Origin of the sequence: Lentzea kentuckyensis (assembly GCF_002150765.1) — a bacterium.
Classification (GTDB): domain Bacteria; phylum Actinomycetota; class Actinomycetes; order Mycobacteriales; family Pseudonocardiaceae; genus Lentzea; species Lentzea kentuckyensis.
Genome location: NZ_MUYM01000105.1, coordinates 1 through 18,758, shown reverse-complemented (window position 1 = coordinate 18,758; position 18,758 = coordinate 1). Strand labels below are relative to the sequence as shown.

Below are 18,758 nucleotides of genomic sequence, written 5' to 3'. Positions count from 1 at the left end.
AAACAAGAACGGGGAGCGTTCAGACGGAACGCTCCCCGCACGAAACCCCGATCGATCAGGCCTCGGCCGTCGGCGGAGCGGCCTCGTCCGCGCTCTTCGCGGCGACCTCCCGCAGGGTCGCGGCGATCAACCGCATGGACGACGACGCACCGGGGTTGAGCAGCACGTCCACGCCTTCCTCCGGAAGCACCCCGACCAGCTGCCCGAGGTTGACCTCCGCCCACGCCTCGACGTCGTTCAGGCCCTCGACCTCGGCGATGCGCCGGCTGTGCGCCGGTGCCGTCGCGGCGATCACGCAGGGCACGTCGTCCGGTGACATCACCACCACGGGCGTGTTCTCGGCGTTCACCGCCAGGCCGAAGACCGACTCGGACATCACGTCGAGCAGCTGGTCGGGTTCGGACTCGCCGCGGACGACCAGTCGCAGCACGGCGTCCACCGGGTCCGTCGGCGACTCCGGCGTCGTCGGCTCGTACGAGGGGTTCGCGTGGAACCGGCTGGTCACCCCGCTCTCCTCGACGAACCAGCCGCCGAGCACCGCCTCCAGCGGTGGCTTCTCCGGGTCGGTGCCCTCGCTCTTCTCCGCAGCCTCGGCCTGCCAGGAAGGATCGATCAGGAACACCCACTGGTCACCCTCGAGACGAACCGGAGTGTCCTCCTCCGCAGAGACCGGGGTCTCCTTCGTCGAGGCGGTCTTCGCCATCACAGCCTCCTCGGCCAGGTGCGCAACTTCATCGGCCCTGCTCACTATTAAGGAACTCGCGAAGGCTTTTCGCACGCGCAGGCGGCGTGTCGTCAGCCTGAGGGGAATCATTCACCGAGTCGTGGCCGGTTACACCCGGCGCCACCAGCACGACCGGTTCGGCCGGCACCGCGTCCGGCGCGGTGGTGCGCCAGCCCGGCTGCTGGGTGTGTTGTCCCAGCCAGCGCTCCAGCTCCTCCGTCGCGTCGCCCTGGCCGGGTTGCCCGGTCAGCGCGGACGCCACGACGCACCCGTCCCGGCCGAAGGTGCTCGCCACCTCCAGCTGGATCGCCTGGAGCACCAGCGCCCGCAGCAACGAACTCGTGCTGCCCAGCGTCGGCAGGCCGTCGTCGATCACCGCGGACTCCTCGGAGTGGAACGACACGCCCACCGCGTCGTGCGGCACCGGGAGCACCGCGTCGCCGTCGAACGCGAAGGCAGGCCGCTGGCCGCCGCCCGCGGTGACGTACCGGTCGGGTTCCCAGCCGGTCTGATCGATCAGCACGTCCGCCAGCCGCTGGTGTGCGGGGCCGTGCGAGTCCAGCTCGACCCGTCCGGTGTGACCGAACGAGCGGGCCAACGCGTCCCGGACCTCGGCCGCCCGATCACCGACGGCCGCCGGAAGCAGCAGCAACGGCTGCTCGCCGTGCCGCGTGACCTCGCGGAACGCCTCGGAGGCCGAGAGCACCGCGGCGAACGCCCTGCTGTCCACCGTCATCGGCCGTCCATCGGCCAGGGTGACCGCGAACCCGTCACCGCCGGGCCGGACGTGCACCGCGACCGCGCCCTGCGGCACAGCCGAAGTCGCAGGCGAAGTCGCGGGCGAATCCACAAAGGACACACCGACGACCCGGTCGCCGGTCACGGCACGCGAGCGCACGTCGGCCGGGTCGAACGCGTGCACCGCACCCGTGACGTCCTGGCCGAGCACGTGGGCGGCACCGCTGGAGAACCCGCGCCACTGGTTGCCCGTCCCCGCCATCACGGCCGCCGTGTACCTGCCCGTTTGCGGGTGACGTTCCGGCGTGGCCCACACCTTGCGGGTGGCGCCGAGCACCGGCTGCTGGTAGCCGAGCGAGGCCAGTGCCGTCTGGAACGAGTGCGCCGCGCCTTCCGCACGGGTCGTCGTCGCGCTGAAGCACGCGAGCAGCGCCAGCGCCTCAGGTGCGTCCGCACCGCGGAAGCGGGCGCGGAACGGTTCGAGCTGGGTCAGCAGACCGGCCAGCTGCGTGCCGGTGATGGTGTGCGGGCGGTCGTCGAGGTCGAACAGCCCGAAGTCACGGCCGTTGCTGTGCAGGTTCACGAAGAACGTGTTCTCCGGCCACGGCGCGGAGTGCACGATCAGCGCCTGGCCCGCTGCCTGCGCCGACTCGGGCCGCTCGTGCCCGCCGGGCAGTTCGAACACCTGGTCCCGGCCGGGGTAGACGGCCCAGCCCTGCGTCCAGGACACCTCGCTGCGGTGCGCGATGCTCACCCCGATGATCCGGTCGTCGTGCTCCAACGGCCGCCAGTACACGTCCTCGGGCCGCAGACCGCCCGCGAGCGTCACGGCGTCGGCACGCGCGGGGCCTGCGTCGCCCGTGGTCGGGAACACCCGCCGGCCGCCGGCACCGTCGCCGGCCACCACCGGTGCCCCGTGCCCGAACTCGGTCGCCAGCACGTGCTGGAAGTCGTGCGCCGCACCGCCCTCGCGCGCCAGCGCACCGGCACGGGAGTCGGGCAGGACCAGCGCGGTCGTCCGCGGCAGGAGCCCGGCCCTGCCGAGCACCCGCGCGAACGTCGCGCCGTCGACCGACACCTGGGCGCCGTCGGCCATCCGCAGGCCGAAGTGCGTCGCCGTGGCATCGACGTCGACCTGGAACTCGTCGGCGGACGACCTGACCGCCGACTCATCGCGGAACGACACACCAGCCTCGCGACCATCCACGACCAGGGCGCGGCGCTGGATCTCCCCCGCGTCGACGAACCGCCGCCCACCAGTCCGAACATCCGTGCCCAGCAACGCATCCGGTGCCGACGAGAACGCCTTCCACATGCCGCCGCCGAGCACCGACGTCTGTCCCGAAGCACTCAACCGGACTTGCGTGGTCGGCGCGAACACCGGCGTGCCGAACTCCCCTGCCAGCGCCTGTTCGAAGTCACGCGCCAGCCCGGCACGGCGGCCCACCACCGCGGCGTCGCAGATCAGCAACGCCAGCGAGTCCGAGCCGGTGCGCGCGACCGTGTCGCGGAACAGCTTCAGGTCCCGCGTGACCTTCGCGAGCGTCGGTCCGTCGACGGCGACCCGCTGCCCGGACGAGAGCGTCAGGTGCACCTCGCCGGCCTCCGCGTGCCCGGCCACGAAGAACGTGTTGCGGGCCCACGGCGCCCGCGCGCCGTCGGACAGCGCCGGGTCGGTCGCCCGTGCCCAGTCGCGCTGGATCCGCCGTTCCGGGCCTACGTCGAAGGTCACGCCGATCGTGCGGCCGCCGTGCTCCAACGCGTACGCACGCACCTGCGACGACCTGAACCGGACGTCCTCGTCGGTCACCACGTCACGGCCCTCGGCCATGATCCGGTCGACCGCTTTGGCGCCGCCGCGGCCGAACAACGCGCCGAGGTTGCGCGTCACCACCGACGGCAGCGGACGTACGCCGCCCATCGTCACCGACTCCGAGCCGAACCGCTGCCAGTCTGCGGCGCTGGACACAGAAGTCAGCGCGCGCGAGCCGTCGGTGGCGACGCTGAGGTCGACCTCGCCACGGGTGGCGAACACCGGGCGGTCTCCGCCGAACCGTTCGGCCAAGGCGCGCTGGAAGTCGTGCGCGAAGCCGCCGCGTCCGGCCACCCGACCGGCCCCGGACGCCAGCAGCGCGACCGAGTCGGAGTCGCTCAGCGCCTTGCGCAGCGGTTCGGAGCGGTGGATCAGGTCGGCGAACGTGGTGGCGTTCAGCTCGACCATGTGCTCACCGCCGAGCCGGACGATCGCGCTGTTCTCGATGCCGAAGAAGAAGGTGTCGACGAAGAACGTCTTCTCGCCCCACGGCGCACGCGTCGTGCCGTCCGGCGCGACCAGCGACTCGCGCCCGGCGGGCGCCGCGGCCCACTCCCCCGCGATCGTCCGGCGCTGTCCCGGCATGAAGCTCACGCCGATGGTGCGGCCGTGGTGCCGCAGGACGCCCATCTCCACGTCACCGGCCTGGAACTTCTGCACGCCCGCACTGCCGAAGCCGCGCATCGGCTGCGGCAGCGTGGCGAACTCGAGGTTGCCGATGGCGACCGGCTGCCACCACACGAACCGGTCGGCGAGCGCGCGCTGGAAGTCGGCCGCGATCCCGGTGGCGTCCGCGGACGTGCGCAGCACGAACCGTTCGGCCTGCGCCGGGTCCACCAGCCCGGAGCGGGCCACCAACTCGGCCAGGGTGGCACCGGACAGCGACACCGTGGAGCCGTCGCTCAGCTGTGCGTGGAAGCGGTCGGCGGTGGCGTCCACGGCGATCGGGACGTCCGTGCCGGCGGACCGGACTTCCTGGCCGGTGAAGGACATCCCGGCATGCCCGGCGGAGTGGATCTGCACCTCGCCGGACGTGAACAGCCGGGTCCGGCCGTCCGCGTCGGTGCCGGCCAGCCGCTCGGCCTCTGCGATCGCCGTCTCCCAGTGGCCGCCCCGCCGCACGAGCGTCGGCTCGGTGTGGCCGAAGTCGCGGGCGAGCGCCTCCTCGAAGCGGCGAGCCGCGCCGTCGGAGACCGACGAGTGCAGCGCCAGCGCCGTCGGCATCTCGGTGCCCGCGGCGTCCCAGTACTGCCGCGAGTGGATCATCGCCTTCGCGAGCGAACTCGGCTCGACGGTCATCGTCCTGCCGTCGGCGAGGGTGACCTGGAACCGGTCGCCGATACCGGCGGCCTCGACACCGAGGGCGCCCTCTGGCCACGTGCGGGAGTCCGGCCGGCTCTCCCCGGAGAACGACACGGCCACCCGCCGGTCGCCCTCGGTCAGCACCTTCGCCCGCACGTCAGCGGCGGAGAACAGCGTCGGCCTGCCGGTGACGTCCCAGCCGAGGAGATCGGCCGGACCGCCGGAGAACGTGTGCCAGCTGCCGCCGTCGGCGACCGTGGTGTGCCTGCCGACGCCGAGGCTGGTGTCCGGGGCGCCCACCGGCTGCCGGTGCCCGAAGGCGTTCGCCAGCGCCTGCTGGAAGTCCAGCGCGGGCACGCCGTGACCCCGGCCCTGCGCGGCGTAGCAGGCGAGCAGCGCGATCGACTCGGGGCTGTCGCCGTCGCGGAACCGGCTCTGGAAGGCGTCCGTGCGCTGCACCAGGTCAGCGAACACGTTGCCCTGCATGAAAACCTCGGTGCCGTTGTGCAACCGGGCCCGGAAACCGCCCTGACCGCGCGCACGGTCGTTGAACGTGTGGGTGACGACGAAGAACGTGTCGTCCGGCCACGGCGCACGGGTCGGTTCGCTGTGGAGTCCGGCCGCTTCGACGTCCGCGATGGACTCGTGTCCCTCCGGCAGGAAGTGCACCTGGCCGTGGTCGGCCTGCTCGGCCCACGTCCGGGCGGCGGCGAGCCGCTGCGCCGGATCGTCGACCGTGAGGACGCCGGGGCTGTCGAAGTAGACACCGACGACCCGGCCGTCGCGGACCAGCGAGTGCGCGTCCACGTCACCGACGTCGAAGGTGTGCCAGTTCAGGCTGGAGTCCCAGCCGCGCACCGGTTCGCCGCTCGCCCGCTCCAGCGGGAACGTCCGCCAGCCGGGATCGGCCGGGACGGTCTCAGCCGGTGTGCCGCCGCCCAGGAAGCCTTTCAGGTCAACGGGTCCGGCAGGCGCGGCGACCGGGCGTTCGATGCCCAGACGACCCGCGAGCGCCGACTGGAAGTCGTGCGCGGCACCACCGCGTCCGGCCGGGTCACCCGCTCCGGAGGCGAGCAGGGTGATCGCACCCTCGCGGTTGCCCAGCGCCGCGCGGAAGAGCTCCGAACCGGCCACCACGGTGGCGAACTCCGCGCCGGGCAGACCCACGCGGCGACCGTCCGCGAGGTCGACCTCGAACCAACCCGGGATCGACTTCACGGCTACCGGCACGCCGGTCTCGGTCCGCACCTGCTGCGGACCGTCGTCGTGGAACGAGACGCCAACGGTCGTGTCGCCCTGCCGCAACGGGTTCGCTCGCACGTCTCCGACCGTGAACAGGTGGGGAACGCCGGCGTGTGCGTCGTGGCCGATCACCGAGTCGGCCCGGTCGCCGAGCACCCGCCACCGGCCCGCCGCGTCCTGGGCAGCGACCGTCACGTCGCGACCGGCCGCCTCGGACAACGCGCGCTCGAAGTCGTGCGCGGCACCACGGCCGTCCAGCGCGCCCGCCGCACCCGGCAGCGCGATCACGTCAGCCGAGTGCAGCAGCGGCGAACCGGCAACGGTGCGCGCGAGCGTGCCACCGTCCACGGTGACCTCGGTGCCGTCCGCCAGGCGCACGGCGAAGTGCGTGGCACTGGCGTCGACGTCGAGATGCGCCACGGATCCGTGCGACGACGTGATGGTCACCGGCGCACCGGGCTCGTCGCGGAAGGTCACGCCGACGGCGCGTCCATCGGCGTCCAACGGGCGCGACCGCACATCGGCGGGAGCGAACCAGTGCACCCGGCCCGCACTGTCCACACCGGACAGCGGCGTGCGCCCGCCGGCCAGCTGCCAGCCGCCGGACGGGTCCGGGCTGACCACCGGCCGGTCGTCCCTCGTCAGGTGGGTCAGCGCGGCGCCGAACCCGCCGGCGTCACGTCCGCTGGGCAGCGCGACCGCCTGCACGTGGTGGGCGTCCGCCGCGTCCCGGAACGGCTGCGACTCGGCGGTCAGCCGGGCGAGCGTGCGTCCGTCGACCGCGACCGTGCGGCCATCGGCGAGGGTGACCTCGAACCGGTTGCCCGACACGCCCGTGTCGACCTGGAACGCCTTGGCGGGCAAGCCTTCCTGCCCGGCCGGCAACGGTTCGGGGGTGTGCTCCGGCCGGAACGACACACCAACCGTGTGGCCGTCCGCGCGCACCGGCGCCGTCGCCACCTCGTTGGAGGAGAACACCCGAGGCGTGCCCTCGTGCAGTCCGAGCAGGTCGGCGTCGGGGGTGGAGAACACCCGCCACTCACCACCGCTGCCGAGCGTGACCCGCCCGCGCCGGCCGATCAGCGGTGCCTTCAGGCGCACGTCGGCGGTCGCGGCCACAACCGGCTGGCGGTGGCCGAACTCGCCGGCGAGCGTCTGCTGGAAGCTTGCTGCCGCACCACGTTCACCGGCACCGGAACCTGCCGTCAGCAACGTGACCGACGTGCGCGCGTCCGGTGCGACCGTCGAGCGGAACGCGTCGAGCGATCCGACGATCCGGGCGAAGTTCCGGCCGTCCACGGTGACGCGCGTGCCGTCGGCCAGCCGCACCTCGAACCGGTCGGCGGAACCCCGTGCCGAGACGAAGAACCCGTCCTCGGTCCACGGCGAGCGGACGCGCTGCGACCCGCCCGGCCCGTCCGGACGGATCTTGGTCACGGCCTGGTTCGCCCGCGGGGCCGCCGCCCAACGCTGGGTGTGCTTGAGGTCGGAGCCCGTCTCGAACGCCAGTCCGACCGTGCGGCCACGCTTCGTCAGCGGACGCACCCGCACGTCGTCCGCCGTGAAGTGCCGCACCTCGCCCGAGTCGGTCCACCCGGTCAGCCTGCCGACCGACCAGTTCTCGGCCTCGTCGAGCCAAGCGCCGAGCCTGCGTCCTACTTCCGGATCTCCGTCGAGCGAGACGTCCGGCGATGCGTCCGAAGTGGACGGTCCGGCGGGCTCAGCCGGTTCCGGACGACCGGTGGACGGGCCGAACACACCGTCCTGCCCCGAAGTCCCAGCACCATCACCGTGCCGATACCCCGCCACCGTCTCGACGTGCGCCCTGGTGGCCGGATCGACCACGTCGACAGCACCGCGATCGCCGGCCGCGAAGTCCGTCAGCACGCTCAGGAAGCTGCGCCGCCCGACCGAACCCGGCCGGTCCGCCAGCAGTTCGAAGCGCTGCGCCCCCGACACCGCCTGGTGGAACGCCGGGACCTCGGCGACCAGCCTGGCCAGCGTGCCGGCATCCACCTGAACGGCCCGGTTGTCGTTGGTGCGCACCACGAACCGGTCATCCGGCTGCATCTGGGCGTCGACCAGGAACGCGTCCCGAGCGCTGTCCGGGACCACCGCGGTCTCGTCCGCCGACCGGAACGTCGTGCCGAGCGTCCTTCCCTCGACGACCAGCGGGCGGGTCCGCACCTCGTCGGGGCTCAGCCGGCGCCACTGCCCCGTCTCGACGTCCTGGGCCAGCACGCGGGCCGGTCCCGAGGTGAACGACCGCCAAAAGCCGCCGTCCACGACGCTCGTGTCCCAGGTGCCCCGCTCGGCGTTGTCCCGCAGGACCACCTCACGGCTCGCCGCGACCACCGGCTGCCGGTACCCGAGTCCGCCGAGCACCCGCTGGAAGTCCCTGGCGAGCCCGCCGGGCTGGGCGGCCGAGCCGGCCCAGCACACCAGCATGGCGATCGCGTCGGCCTCGTCGCGCCCGGCCACGTCGCGGAACACCCGCAGGTCGTGCGTGAGCCGGCCGGCGGTCGCGCCGGAGACCCACAGCCTCGTCCCGTCGGCGAGGTGCACCTCCAGCCCGGCAGGCGTGCCGTGCGTGCTGACCAGGAACGAGTTGTCCGGCCACGGCGCGACGAACCGCTCCTGACGCGAGCCCGCCTGAATCCTGCTGTGCGCGCCTTCCGGGAACCGGTACGTCACGCCTTCGTGGGAGTGCTCGGCGACCCTCACGGCCAGCTGCCGCCACTGCGCCACCCCGAACGAGACGCCGATCGGCCGTCCTTCGTGCCTCAGCTCGGCGGTCCTCGCCTCCCAGGACCGGAAGGGCACCTGCTCGCCGGTCCGCGGGTCGCGGCCGACCAGTTCGACACCCTCCACGACGTGGCTGGGCGCCTGGCGCCACCCGCCCTCGGCCGGGAAGCGCACCGCACCGCGGTAGCCGAACTGCTGGGCCAGCACCTGGTGGAAGTCGTCGGCCAGGCGGCCGGACCCGGACGTCAGCAGCACCACGGACTCGGCGTTGTGGTCCGCCACCGCCTGACGCCACTGCTGCGACCGGGCCACGAGCGAGCCGAGCTGACGGCCGTCGAGCCGGACCGGCTGTCCGTCCACCAGCGCGACCACGTGATCGGCCCCGCCGGGTGCGTCGACGATGAACGACCGTTGCGGCCACGCCGCCAGATCGGCCTCGCCGCGCAACGACACCCCGACGACGTCGCCGCCACGGGTCAGTTCCGTCAGGGCGACCGAGTCCGGCCGGAACCACAGGTTCCGCCCGTCGGCCGTCCGGCCCGCCACCGGCACGTCCAGCTCCGGGAAGACCCGCCAAGTGCCGCCGTCGTGCACAGTCGTCGTGCTGTACTTCCCGGCGCGCTTGTGGACCAGCTCCAGCCCGGTCGACGGAGCCAGCACGGGACGGTCGACGCCGAACAGGTCCGCCAACGCCCGCTGGAAGTCGTGCGCCACACCCTCACCGGCGTGCGAGGACAGCAGCACGATCTCGCCATCGGCCTGCCGGAACGGCTCCGACTCGGCGAGCACTCCGGCGAGGCCCGCGCCGTCCACGGTGACCTTCCTGCCGCCGCGCAGCGTCAGTTCGACCTGGCCCGACGTGCCGCCGGCGTGCACGAAGAACGCCTGCTCCGACCACGGCGAGCTCAGGTAGCGACGCGCGTCGCCGGCGTCGAACTCGCTGTGCTCACCGGGATCGAGCACGTCGGTGAAGCCCTTGCCGTCACCACCGGCCCAGGTTTCCGCCTCGGTACGGCCCATGCCGGTCTGGAACGTCACACCGATGGTCCGGCCGCGGTGCTTCAGCGGCGCGGACAGCACCTCCGCGGGCTCGAAGCCCAGCCGCCGCGCGGACGGATGTGCCGTGGCCACCCGCAGATCGCCTGCCGCCGCGAAACCGGAGCGGTCGACCGTGATGCCGTGGTCGTGCACGTCGTGGAACAGTTCGAGAGGCCTGTTGCCGCCGGCCCGCTGGAACAGGTCGGACGCGGTGATCACCCGGCTGAGCGCGCGGCCGTCGAGCAGCACGTGTTCGCCGGCAGCGGTCCGCACCTGGAAGTGACCGTCCGAAGTGGAGGGTGTGTCGACGGCGAACGATCCGGGCGTCTGCCACGAACCCGCCGCCCGCTCTCCGCCGGAGCGGAAGGTCATGCCGACCGGCTCGCCCCGGCGCACCAGCGGCGCATGGTCCACATCGGACACTTCGACGCCGTGCCACTCGCGGGCGTACACGTCCCGGCCCAGCACCCGTGCCGAACCGGAGGAGAAGGCACGCCACTGCCCTGCGGTGACCGCCGTGCGCCAGGACCCGGAGCCCGCGCGCAGTGCGACGTCTCCGGTGGCCGCGACGACCGGGGCGCGGTGACCGAACCCGTCGAGGGCGCGTTGGAAGTCGTGCGCCGTGCCGCCAGGCTCGTCACGTCGCCCGGCGTCGCGGACGACGAGCGCGAGCGCGCTGGCCGTCTCACCGTCACCGCGGAAGGTCCGCAGGTCGTTGACCAGCGTCGCGAGGTTGTGCCCGTCGAGCGTCACCCGGCCACGACCGGCGAGGTGCACCTCGACCCGGTCGCCGGCCGCGGTGGCGGAGACGAAGAAGGTGTCGCGCGGGAAGGGAGCCCGTTCCGTGCGACCCGCGTCGCCAGGAGCGTCGTGGTACTCGGTCTCGCCGCTGTACGGCTCCCGCACGGCAGCGCGGTCCTGCTTGCGGGCGTCGTCCACCTTGAACGTGACACCCACCGTGCGACCGTCGCTGACCAGCGGCCGCACCCGGACGTCACCAGAGCGGAACGTGACCTCGCCACGGGTCTCGTGGTGACCGATGATCTCGACGCCTGCCACCGCGTCCGCGCGGTGCGCCATCAGGGCCCCGAGCCGCCGCCGCATCGCCGTCAGCCGGTTCTCGCCGGGCACCCACGCCCGCCGGCCCGCCGTGCGCGTCTGGTCAAGCGTGACATCGGCGTCCGGCGCGTGGCTCACGGTGTGGCCATCACCCGGCGGGACGTCCGCACCGGAGTCGGTCCGGCCGGTCAGCTCCGCGGCAGACCTCTCGTCGGCCTGGTCGAACCACGCCCTGAGCTTCTGCACCGTCGCCGAGTCGTCGTCGGCCACAGTGTCCGAAGTGGACTCATCGGCGGTCCTGCCGTCGTGCTCCAGCGACCTGCTCACGCCGGGCTCGGTGCCCTCCGCGGTGCTCCGGGCCACCAGCCCGGCTCCGGTCGACGGGCGGGCAGCCGGTGCGATCTCCGGCGCCTCGTGCACGGGACGGTCGTCCACGAAGTCCTGCAGTGCGTGCAGGAAGATCCGCTTGCCCGCCGATCCCCGCCCGTCCACGAGCAGCTCGAAGCGACCCGGCCGGTTCGGGCTCGCCATGGCCCGCAGGAACGACGGCGAGGTCGCCACCACCCTGGCCAGCGTGCCCGCGTCCACGGAAACGAACCGGTCGTCGCCGGTCCGCACGATGAACCGGTCGTCGTCGGCGAGGCGCGCGTCGACGAGGAACGTGTCGAACACTGCCGTGAGACCGCTCGAGACCTGGTTGGTGGCGCTCCGCAGGCGCCCCATGGCTGCCGGGTCGTCGACGCGATACGTCATGCCGAGCGCCTTGCCCTGCGAGTGCAACGCCCGAGCCTGCACATCGGCTGGGTCGGTCAGCCGCCACTGCCGGGTCTCGACGTCCTGCACCAGCACCTGAGCCGGCCCGGACGAGAACGACCGCCACGTCCCGCCGTCGTCCATGCTGGTGGACCACGTGCCCGCCCGGCTGTCGGGGTTGAGGTAGACCGTGCGGCTGCCCGCGACCACGGGCTGCCGGTAGCCGAGGCCACCCAGCACCCGCTGGAAGTCCCTGGCGATTCCGCCCGAGTCGGTGAGCGCGGCCGCGTAGCAGACCAGCATGGTGATCGCGTCGTTCCGCAAGCTGCCCAGGGCGTCGCGGAACGCCCTCAGGTCGTGCGCGACCCTGGCGAACGTCGCGCCGGTGATCGCCAGCTGGGTGCCGTTGCGCAGGTTCAGTTCGACCGCGGTGGCCTGACCGTGCGTGCTGATCAGGAACGAGGTGTTCGGCCACGGCGAGGTCAGCACTTCGGCGGGGTAACGCTGGCGCTGCGCCCGCGTGACGATGCCCTGGGGGAACCGGCCCGTCTGGTTCGTGTGCGTCTGGCCGGCGAGCCTGAGATCCACCTGCCGGTCGCCCGCCACCGTGAACGCGAGCCCCAGCACACGACCGCCGTGCCGCACCTCGGTCGCGCGCACCTCCCACGACCTGAACGACATCAGCCGGCCGGTCCGGGCGTCGGTCCCCTGCAGTTCCCTGCCGTCCACGACGTCGGCGGGCACGGCGCGCCAGCCGCCCTCGCCGCGGGTGGCGGCGATCGGTGCGTGCACCCTGCCGCGGAAGCCGAACTGGCCGGCGAGGACCCGGTGGAAGTCGTGCGCGAGACCGTCGGGCCCGTGGCCGTCGCCGCTTTGGGAAACCAGCAGCACCACGGATTCGGCGTGACCGTCGGCGGCCGCGCGGAGCCACTGGTCCGAGCGCGCGACGAGGGTGGCGAGCTGACGCCCGTCGAGCCGCACCGGCCGGCCGGCCGCCAGCACGGTGACGTGACTCGCGTCGCCGGGCGCGTCGACGAAGAAGGACCGTTGCGGCCACGACGTTTCCGCATCGGCCGTGCGTTCCTGCTCCGCCCACTGCCGTGCCACCGGGTCGGCCTCGTCGCGGTACGACACCCCGACGACGCTCTCACCGCGGGTGAGCTCCGTCGTGGCGAGAGTCTCCCCGCGGAACCAGATACGTTGCCCGTCCGGCGTGTGGCCGGTCAGCACGGTGCCGGCCTCCGGGTAGGTGCGCCACACGCCACCGTCGAACACGGCCGTCCCGCTGTACCTGATGCCGCTCTCGTGCACCAGGTCGAGGCCCTTGCTCGGGGCCAGGACGGGACGGTCGAAGCCGAAGGAGTCCGCGAGCGCCCGCTGGAAGTCGCTGCCCAGCCCCTGGACGGGACGTCCGCCGGCGTGGTGCGCGAGCAGCACGATCTCGTGGCCGAGTTCGCCGCCACCGACCGCCCGGCGGAAGGTCTCGGACGCGGCGAGCGCCGCGGCCAGCCGGGCGCCGTCCGCGATGACTCTGCGCCCGTCGCTCAGGGTCAGTTCGACGTGGTCCCGGCCGCCTTCGCCGTGCACGAAGAACACGTTGTCGGACCACGGAGAACTCGTCCGCAGGCGCTTGCCCGAGGCGGTGGCCCGGTTGAACCTGCCGGTGTCGAGCAACTCCGTGATGTCCTTGCCGTCGCCCTGCGCCCAGCGCTGGGCCTTGGCGAGGCTCTGCCCGGTCTCGAACGACACACCGATCGTCCGGCCGTTGTGCTCCAACGGCGTCGACCTCACGTCGGCGGGGTCGATCTCAGCACTCCGGACAGCCGGGCGCTCTCCGACGAACCTCACCTCCGCGTGCGGCGCGAAGCCGGAGCGGTCGAACGGCACACCGCCGCCGGTGATGTCGTGGAACAACGCCAGCGGCACGACGGCACGGTCCTGACGCGCCCGCTGGAAGAGCGTCGACGCGATGACGACCCTGGCGAGAGCCCTGCCCTCGATCCGCAGCTGCTGCCCGAGGTCACCGCGCACCTGGAACCGGCCGTCGGGACCAGTCGCCACGTCGACGAAGAAGGTGTCCGCAGGCCACGGGGAACCGGGATCGCGGTGGCCGTCCGATTTCGCCCACGCGACGGCTTCGGTGCGTCCGTCACCGGAACGGAAGGTCACGCCGACGATGTCGCGGCCGTGCGTCAGCGGAGTTCTGTCCAAAGAGGACACGCCGGCCCGGATCCACTGGCCCGCGCGCGTGTCCAGCGCGAGCACGTCCGCCGGCCCGGAGGAGAACAGCCGCCACTGACCGCCACCCCTGACCGACGTCCGCCAGGTCTCCGTCTCGGCGTGGGACGTCAGCACGACGTCGGTCGTGGACGCGACGACGGGGAGCCGGCTGTTGAACTCGGCGAGGGTGCGCTGGAAGTCGTGCGCGGTACCGCCCGCCTCGTCGCGCTGCCCGGCGTCCCTGACGATCAGGGCGACCGCACCGGCGCCACGAGACGCCTGCTGGAAGTCCCTCAGATCGTTGACGAGGGTGGCGAGGTTGCGCCCGTCGAGGTGCACGACACCGCGCCCGGCGAGGTGCACCTCGACGCGGCCGCTGTCGGTGCCGGCGGCGACGAAGAAGGTGTCCCGCGGGAAGGGGGCCACGTCCTCCGTCAGCGCGGGATCACCGGCTTGGGAGTGGTATTCGGTGATACCGCTGTAGGGCGGCTTCACGGTCCTCAGGTCGTGCTCGCGCCCGGCGTCCACGTTGAACGTGACACCCACGGTCTTGCCGTCGCTGACCAGAGGCCGCACCCGCACGTCGGACGAGGCGAACCGAACCGGACCGCGCGCGGGGTCGTGCCCGGCGATCTCGACGTTGGCGACGGTGTCGGTGCGGTGGGAGATCAGGGCGCCGAGCCGCTTGGCCGACAGCATCCGGCTCTGGCCGCCGGACCAGTCACCACGGCTGGAGCCCGCGCGGTCCGCGGTCTCCTGGAACGTCGCGTGCAACGTCCGGGCGAGGTCGCCGTTGCCGGGCACCGCGAGCAGGTCGGCGCCGGTCAGCCGCACCGGTTCCGCCTGTGCGAGGGCGGTTTCGAACCGGTCGCCCAGGACCGGCGCGTCCGGGTGGCCGAGGGCGAGCCGCTGTCCGCCGTCGAGACCCGCGCCGCCGGAGTGCGACAGCCAGGTGTGGGCGCCGAAGGAGGCGAAGAGATCGTCCTCGTCGGGCAGGTTCAGGTCGTCTCGGGTGTCCGCCGGAGCGAACAGGTCGTCCTCGTCGGGCAGGTCGAGCCCATCGGCGCGGTCACCCGCGTCACGAGCAGGCGCCCCACCGAACAGGTCGTCCTCATCCGGCAGGTTCACCGGATCGGCAGCGTCCTCCGACCCTGCTCGACGGTCGAGATCAAGGCCGTCCACTCGTCCGATGAGGTCGTCCAGATCCGGAAGATCCACCGGATCGGCGCTGTCGTCCACCGACCTCCGGACGTCGCCACCCTGCGGCCCCAGCAGATCGTCCAGATCCACCAGCCCCGCCGGGTCGAAGAGGTCGTCGGAATCGGAAAGCCTGGAGTGGTCATCGGATTCGCGCAGCCCCTCCGAACCGAACGGGTCGGCAGGCAGTGCATCCGGACGGGGGTTGCGGATGGGGAACTGCCGCCACACCCCGCCCTTGACCACGTTCGTGCCGGAGGTCCCGTCCTCGCGCAGGTGCGCGAAGATCTGTTCCGTGGCCCCGTGCACAGGCTGCGAGTAGCCGAACTGCCAGGCCATCGTCGCCTGGAAGTCGTGCGCGAGACCGCCGGGACCGTTGTCCCGAGCCGAGTAGCAGACCAGCAACGAGAGCGCTTCCGCCTGGTTGCGCGACATCGCGTTGTGGAAGAACGCGATGTCGCCCACCAGACGCGCGAAAGAGGCGCCGTCGATGTGCACCAGGTTGCCGTCGACCAGGTTCACCGTGGCGGACTGCTGCGGCGTGCCGTGCGTGGTGACGTAGAAGGAGTTCTGCGGCCACGGCGTGGGAATGACGTCCGGGTCGCCGGGCCCACGCGGGTCGTCGTCGGCACGTTCGAGCAGGGAGTACTCGTCCTTGTCGCGGCTGCCCCACTTGAGCTGGAAGTTCCGTTCGCGGCCCTCCAGGAAGATCGCGCCGATGACCGAGCCGCGGTGCGCCATCGGCGTGACGAGGACCTCCGAGGAGCGGAACGTGACGGGCACACCGTTCCTGTCGATGCCCGCCAGCAGGATGTCGCTGATCACGGGCCGGACGTGGAGCTCCCGCCAGGGACCACCGTCGTGCGCGGCGAAACCGTCCAGCGCCGCCCGGTCCATCACCTGCGACGGGCCGATCGCGGACTGCCGGTAGCCGAACTCGTTCGCGAGCGTCGCCTGGAACTCCGCAGCCAGGCCACCCTGTCCGTCCACAGCGGACGCTTCCGACATCAGCAGGCCGAACGTCGGCGGCTGGTTGACGTCCACCGCCGAACGGAAGAACTGGACGTCGTTCAGCATCCGGGCGAGGTTGACACCGTCGATCGACACCATCCGGCCGTCCGCCAGCCACACCCCCACCGCCTGGGCGTTGCTGGGCCCGGACACGAAGAACGTGTTCGCCGGCCACGACTGCGCCCGCTCACTGTTCACCCAGTTCTCGTCGCGAACGGCCTCGCCGCCCGACCAGAAGGTGGCGCCCACGACCCGGTTGCCGCTCACGAGCGGGCTGATCCGCACGTCGGACGCCTGGAAGCCCACCGGTCGCCCGGTCTCGGTGTCGAACCCGGACAGCGGAACGTCCGCGATCACGCCGCCGAGCGACGCCACGGTGACGTGCTGGGTCGTGGGAGCGAGGGACAGACTCCGCGTCTCGCCGCTGTGGGCAAGGCTCGTGTCGGACGGGTGCCCGGCCGAGGCCGCGCTCGGGTCAGGGGCGGGGCGGCTGTGCAGGTGCTGTCCGCTGTCGAGGCCTGTGTCGCCGGAGAGCGGAAGCGAGGACTCGCCGCGGGTCGTGTGGAAGAGGTCGTCTTCGTCCGGCAGGTTCAGCCCGTCGAAGCGGTCACCCGCATCGCGCAGAGGCGCCTCACCGAACAAGTCGTCTTCGTCCGGCAGGTTCGCCGGGTCGAAGCCATCCCCCGCCCCACGAGCAGGCGAGGCGCCGAACAAGTCGTCTTCGTCCGGCAGGTTCAACCCGTCAGAGCGGCCACCCGCGTCACGAACAGGCGACGTGCCAAACAGATCATCCTCATCCGGCAGGTTCGCCGGGTCGAAGCCATCCCCCGCCCCACGCGCGGCGCCCGAGCCCACCGGGTCGTCCAGCCCAAGCGCACCGACCTGATCGAAGAGATCGTCCAACTCAGGCAGGTTCGCGGCACCGGGCGCGTCTTCAACGCCCCGAGGACTCCCCGGCCCCAGCAGATCATCCAGGTCCGGCAACCCAGCCGGATCGAAGAGATCGTCGGAGTCAGGAAGACCGGAAGTGTCGAACGGGTCCCGGGAGCCGAACGGATCAGCGGGCAATCCGCTGGTGCCGAACGGATCGCGGGCCAGGCCACCGGACTGCACTCGGTCGGCGGGGAAGCGGCGCCACACACCACCGTTCTCGACGATCGTGCCCGAGGTCCCGTCCTCGTAAGGGGCAGTGGCGACCTCGTGCGTGGTCGCGTGCACCGGCTGCTGGTAGCCGAACTGCCACGCCAGCGTCGACTGGAAGTCGTGCGCGAGACCGCCGGGCCCGGCCACCTGCGCCGCGAAGCAGATGATCATCGTGAGCGCTTCTGCCTGGTTGCGCTCCATCGCCTTGTGGAAGAACACGAGGTCGCCCAGCAGGCTGGCGAGCGTGGCGCCGTCGACGTGCAGCGCGGTGCCGTCGACCAGGTGCACGTTGGCGTTCTGCTGTGGCGAGCCGTGCGTGGCGATGTAGAAGGTGTTCTTCGACCACGGGGTGGGCACGACATCAGGGGAACCCGGACCACGCGGGTCGTCCGCGGCGCGTTTGAGCAGGGAGTAGTCGGCCTGTTCGCGGCTTCCCCACCGCACGTCGTGGTCGCGCAGCGGTCCGTCGAGGAAGACCGCGCCGATGACCGACCCGCGGTACTCGATCGGCGTGAAGTCGATCTGCGAGGAGCGGAACCTGACGAGCGCGCCACGCCGGTCGCGGCCGGACAGCACGACGTCGTTGATCACCGAGCTGACGTTGAGCTCGCGCCACGGGCCGCCGTCGTGCGCCGCGAAACCGTCCAGTGCGGCACGGTCCATCAGCTGCGACGGGCCGATCGCGGACTGCCGGTAGCCGAAGTTCGTCGCCAGCGTCGCCTGGAAGTCCGCCGCCAGACCACCCTGACCGTCCATTGCGGACGCTTCCGACATCAGCAGACCGAACGTCGGCGGCCGGTTCGCGTCCACCGCCGAGCGGAAGAACTCGACGTCGTTCAGCAACCGGGCGAGGCCGGCGCCGTCGAGCGAGACCATCCGGCCGTCCGCCAGCCACATGCCCACCGCCTGGGCGTTGCTGGGCCCGGACACGAAGAACGTGTTCGCCGGCCACATCTGGGCCCGCTGGCTGTTCACCCAGTTCTCGTCGCGCAGAGCCTCGCCGCCCGACCAGAAGGTGGCACCCACGACGCGGTTGTTGTTGTCCCGCAACGGGTTGATCTGCACTTCGGACGTCCGGAAGCTCACCGGCCGACCGGTCGAGGTGTCGAGCCCGGACAGCGGCACGTCCGCCCGCACGCCGTCGAGCGACGTCACGGACACGTGCTGGGCCGCCGGCATGTGCAGGGGTCCCTGCGGTTCGCCGCTGTGGAGAAGGCCCTCGTGCGACGGCGCGGGCCTGGTGCGCGCGGGTGCACCCGGCTCGTAGGTGTGGTGGCCGTCGGCGTCGACGTGGTGGGTGATGTGGACCGGCTGTCGGCCGGCCTTGCCCGTCAACGGTTCGTGGACCGAAACCCCGCCGTCCGGGTGGTGGATCACCAGGTTGTTCTTGAGCTCGGTCGCGATCAGTCGCGCGGCCAGGTCGTCGGCGTGACCGGCCCTGGTGTTCTCGACCGGGTCCGCGCCGGTGGTGCGGGTGCGGTGCTGGATCAACGCGTTGACCAGGTGCCCGTGGTGCTCGATCGGGTGGCTCTGGACGAACGCGCCGAGTGCGGTGGCCATCTTGGGCTGAGGGCTCGTGGCAACGTCGAAGACCCGCGTGCGCAGCCCTTCGGCGTTCGCCGGGTCCACAGCGCGGTACAGGCTGCCCTGTGCGGGCGGCGGCGCGGGCGGCAGGACGTCGTTCTTCAGCACGTCGTTCTTCAGGGAGCCGATCGCCCTGACGATGGCGGTGCTGACGTCCGAGGTGGCCAAGTGGTGCGCCGCAACGGTCTT

2 protein-coding genes are annotated in these 18,758 nt (G+C 72.2%); both read right to left on the bottom strand.

The window, feature by feature from the left end; translation table 11 throughout:
• Positions 1–55: 55 nt before the first annotated feature.
• Positions 56–703, bottom strand: coding sequence for a type VII secretion system-associated protein (locus B0F77_RS38640; RefSeq protein WP_086668021.1), 648 nt, complete (start codon positions 701–703; stop codon positions 56–58).
• Positions 704–731: 28 nt separating this feature from the next.
• The gene (locus B0F77_RS48250; protein ID WP_211294251.1) at positions 732–18,737 is read right to left on the bottom strand and encodes a hypothetical protein; all 18,006 of its coding nucleotides are present in this window, start codon (positions 18,735–18,737) and stop codon (positions 732–734) included.
• Positions 18,738–18,758 lie beyond the last annotated feature (21 nt).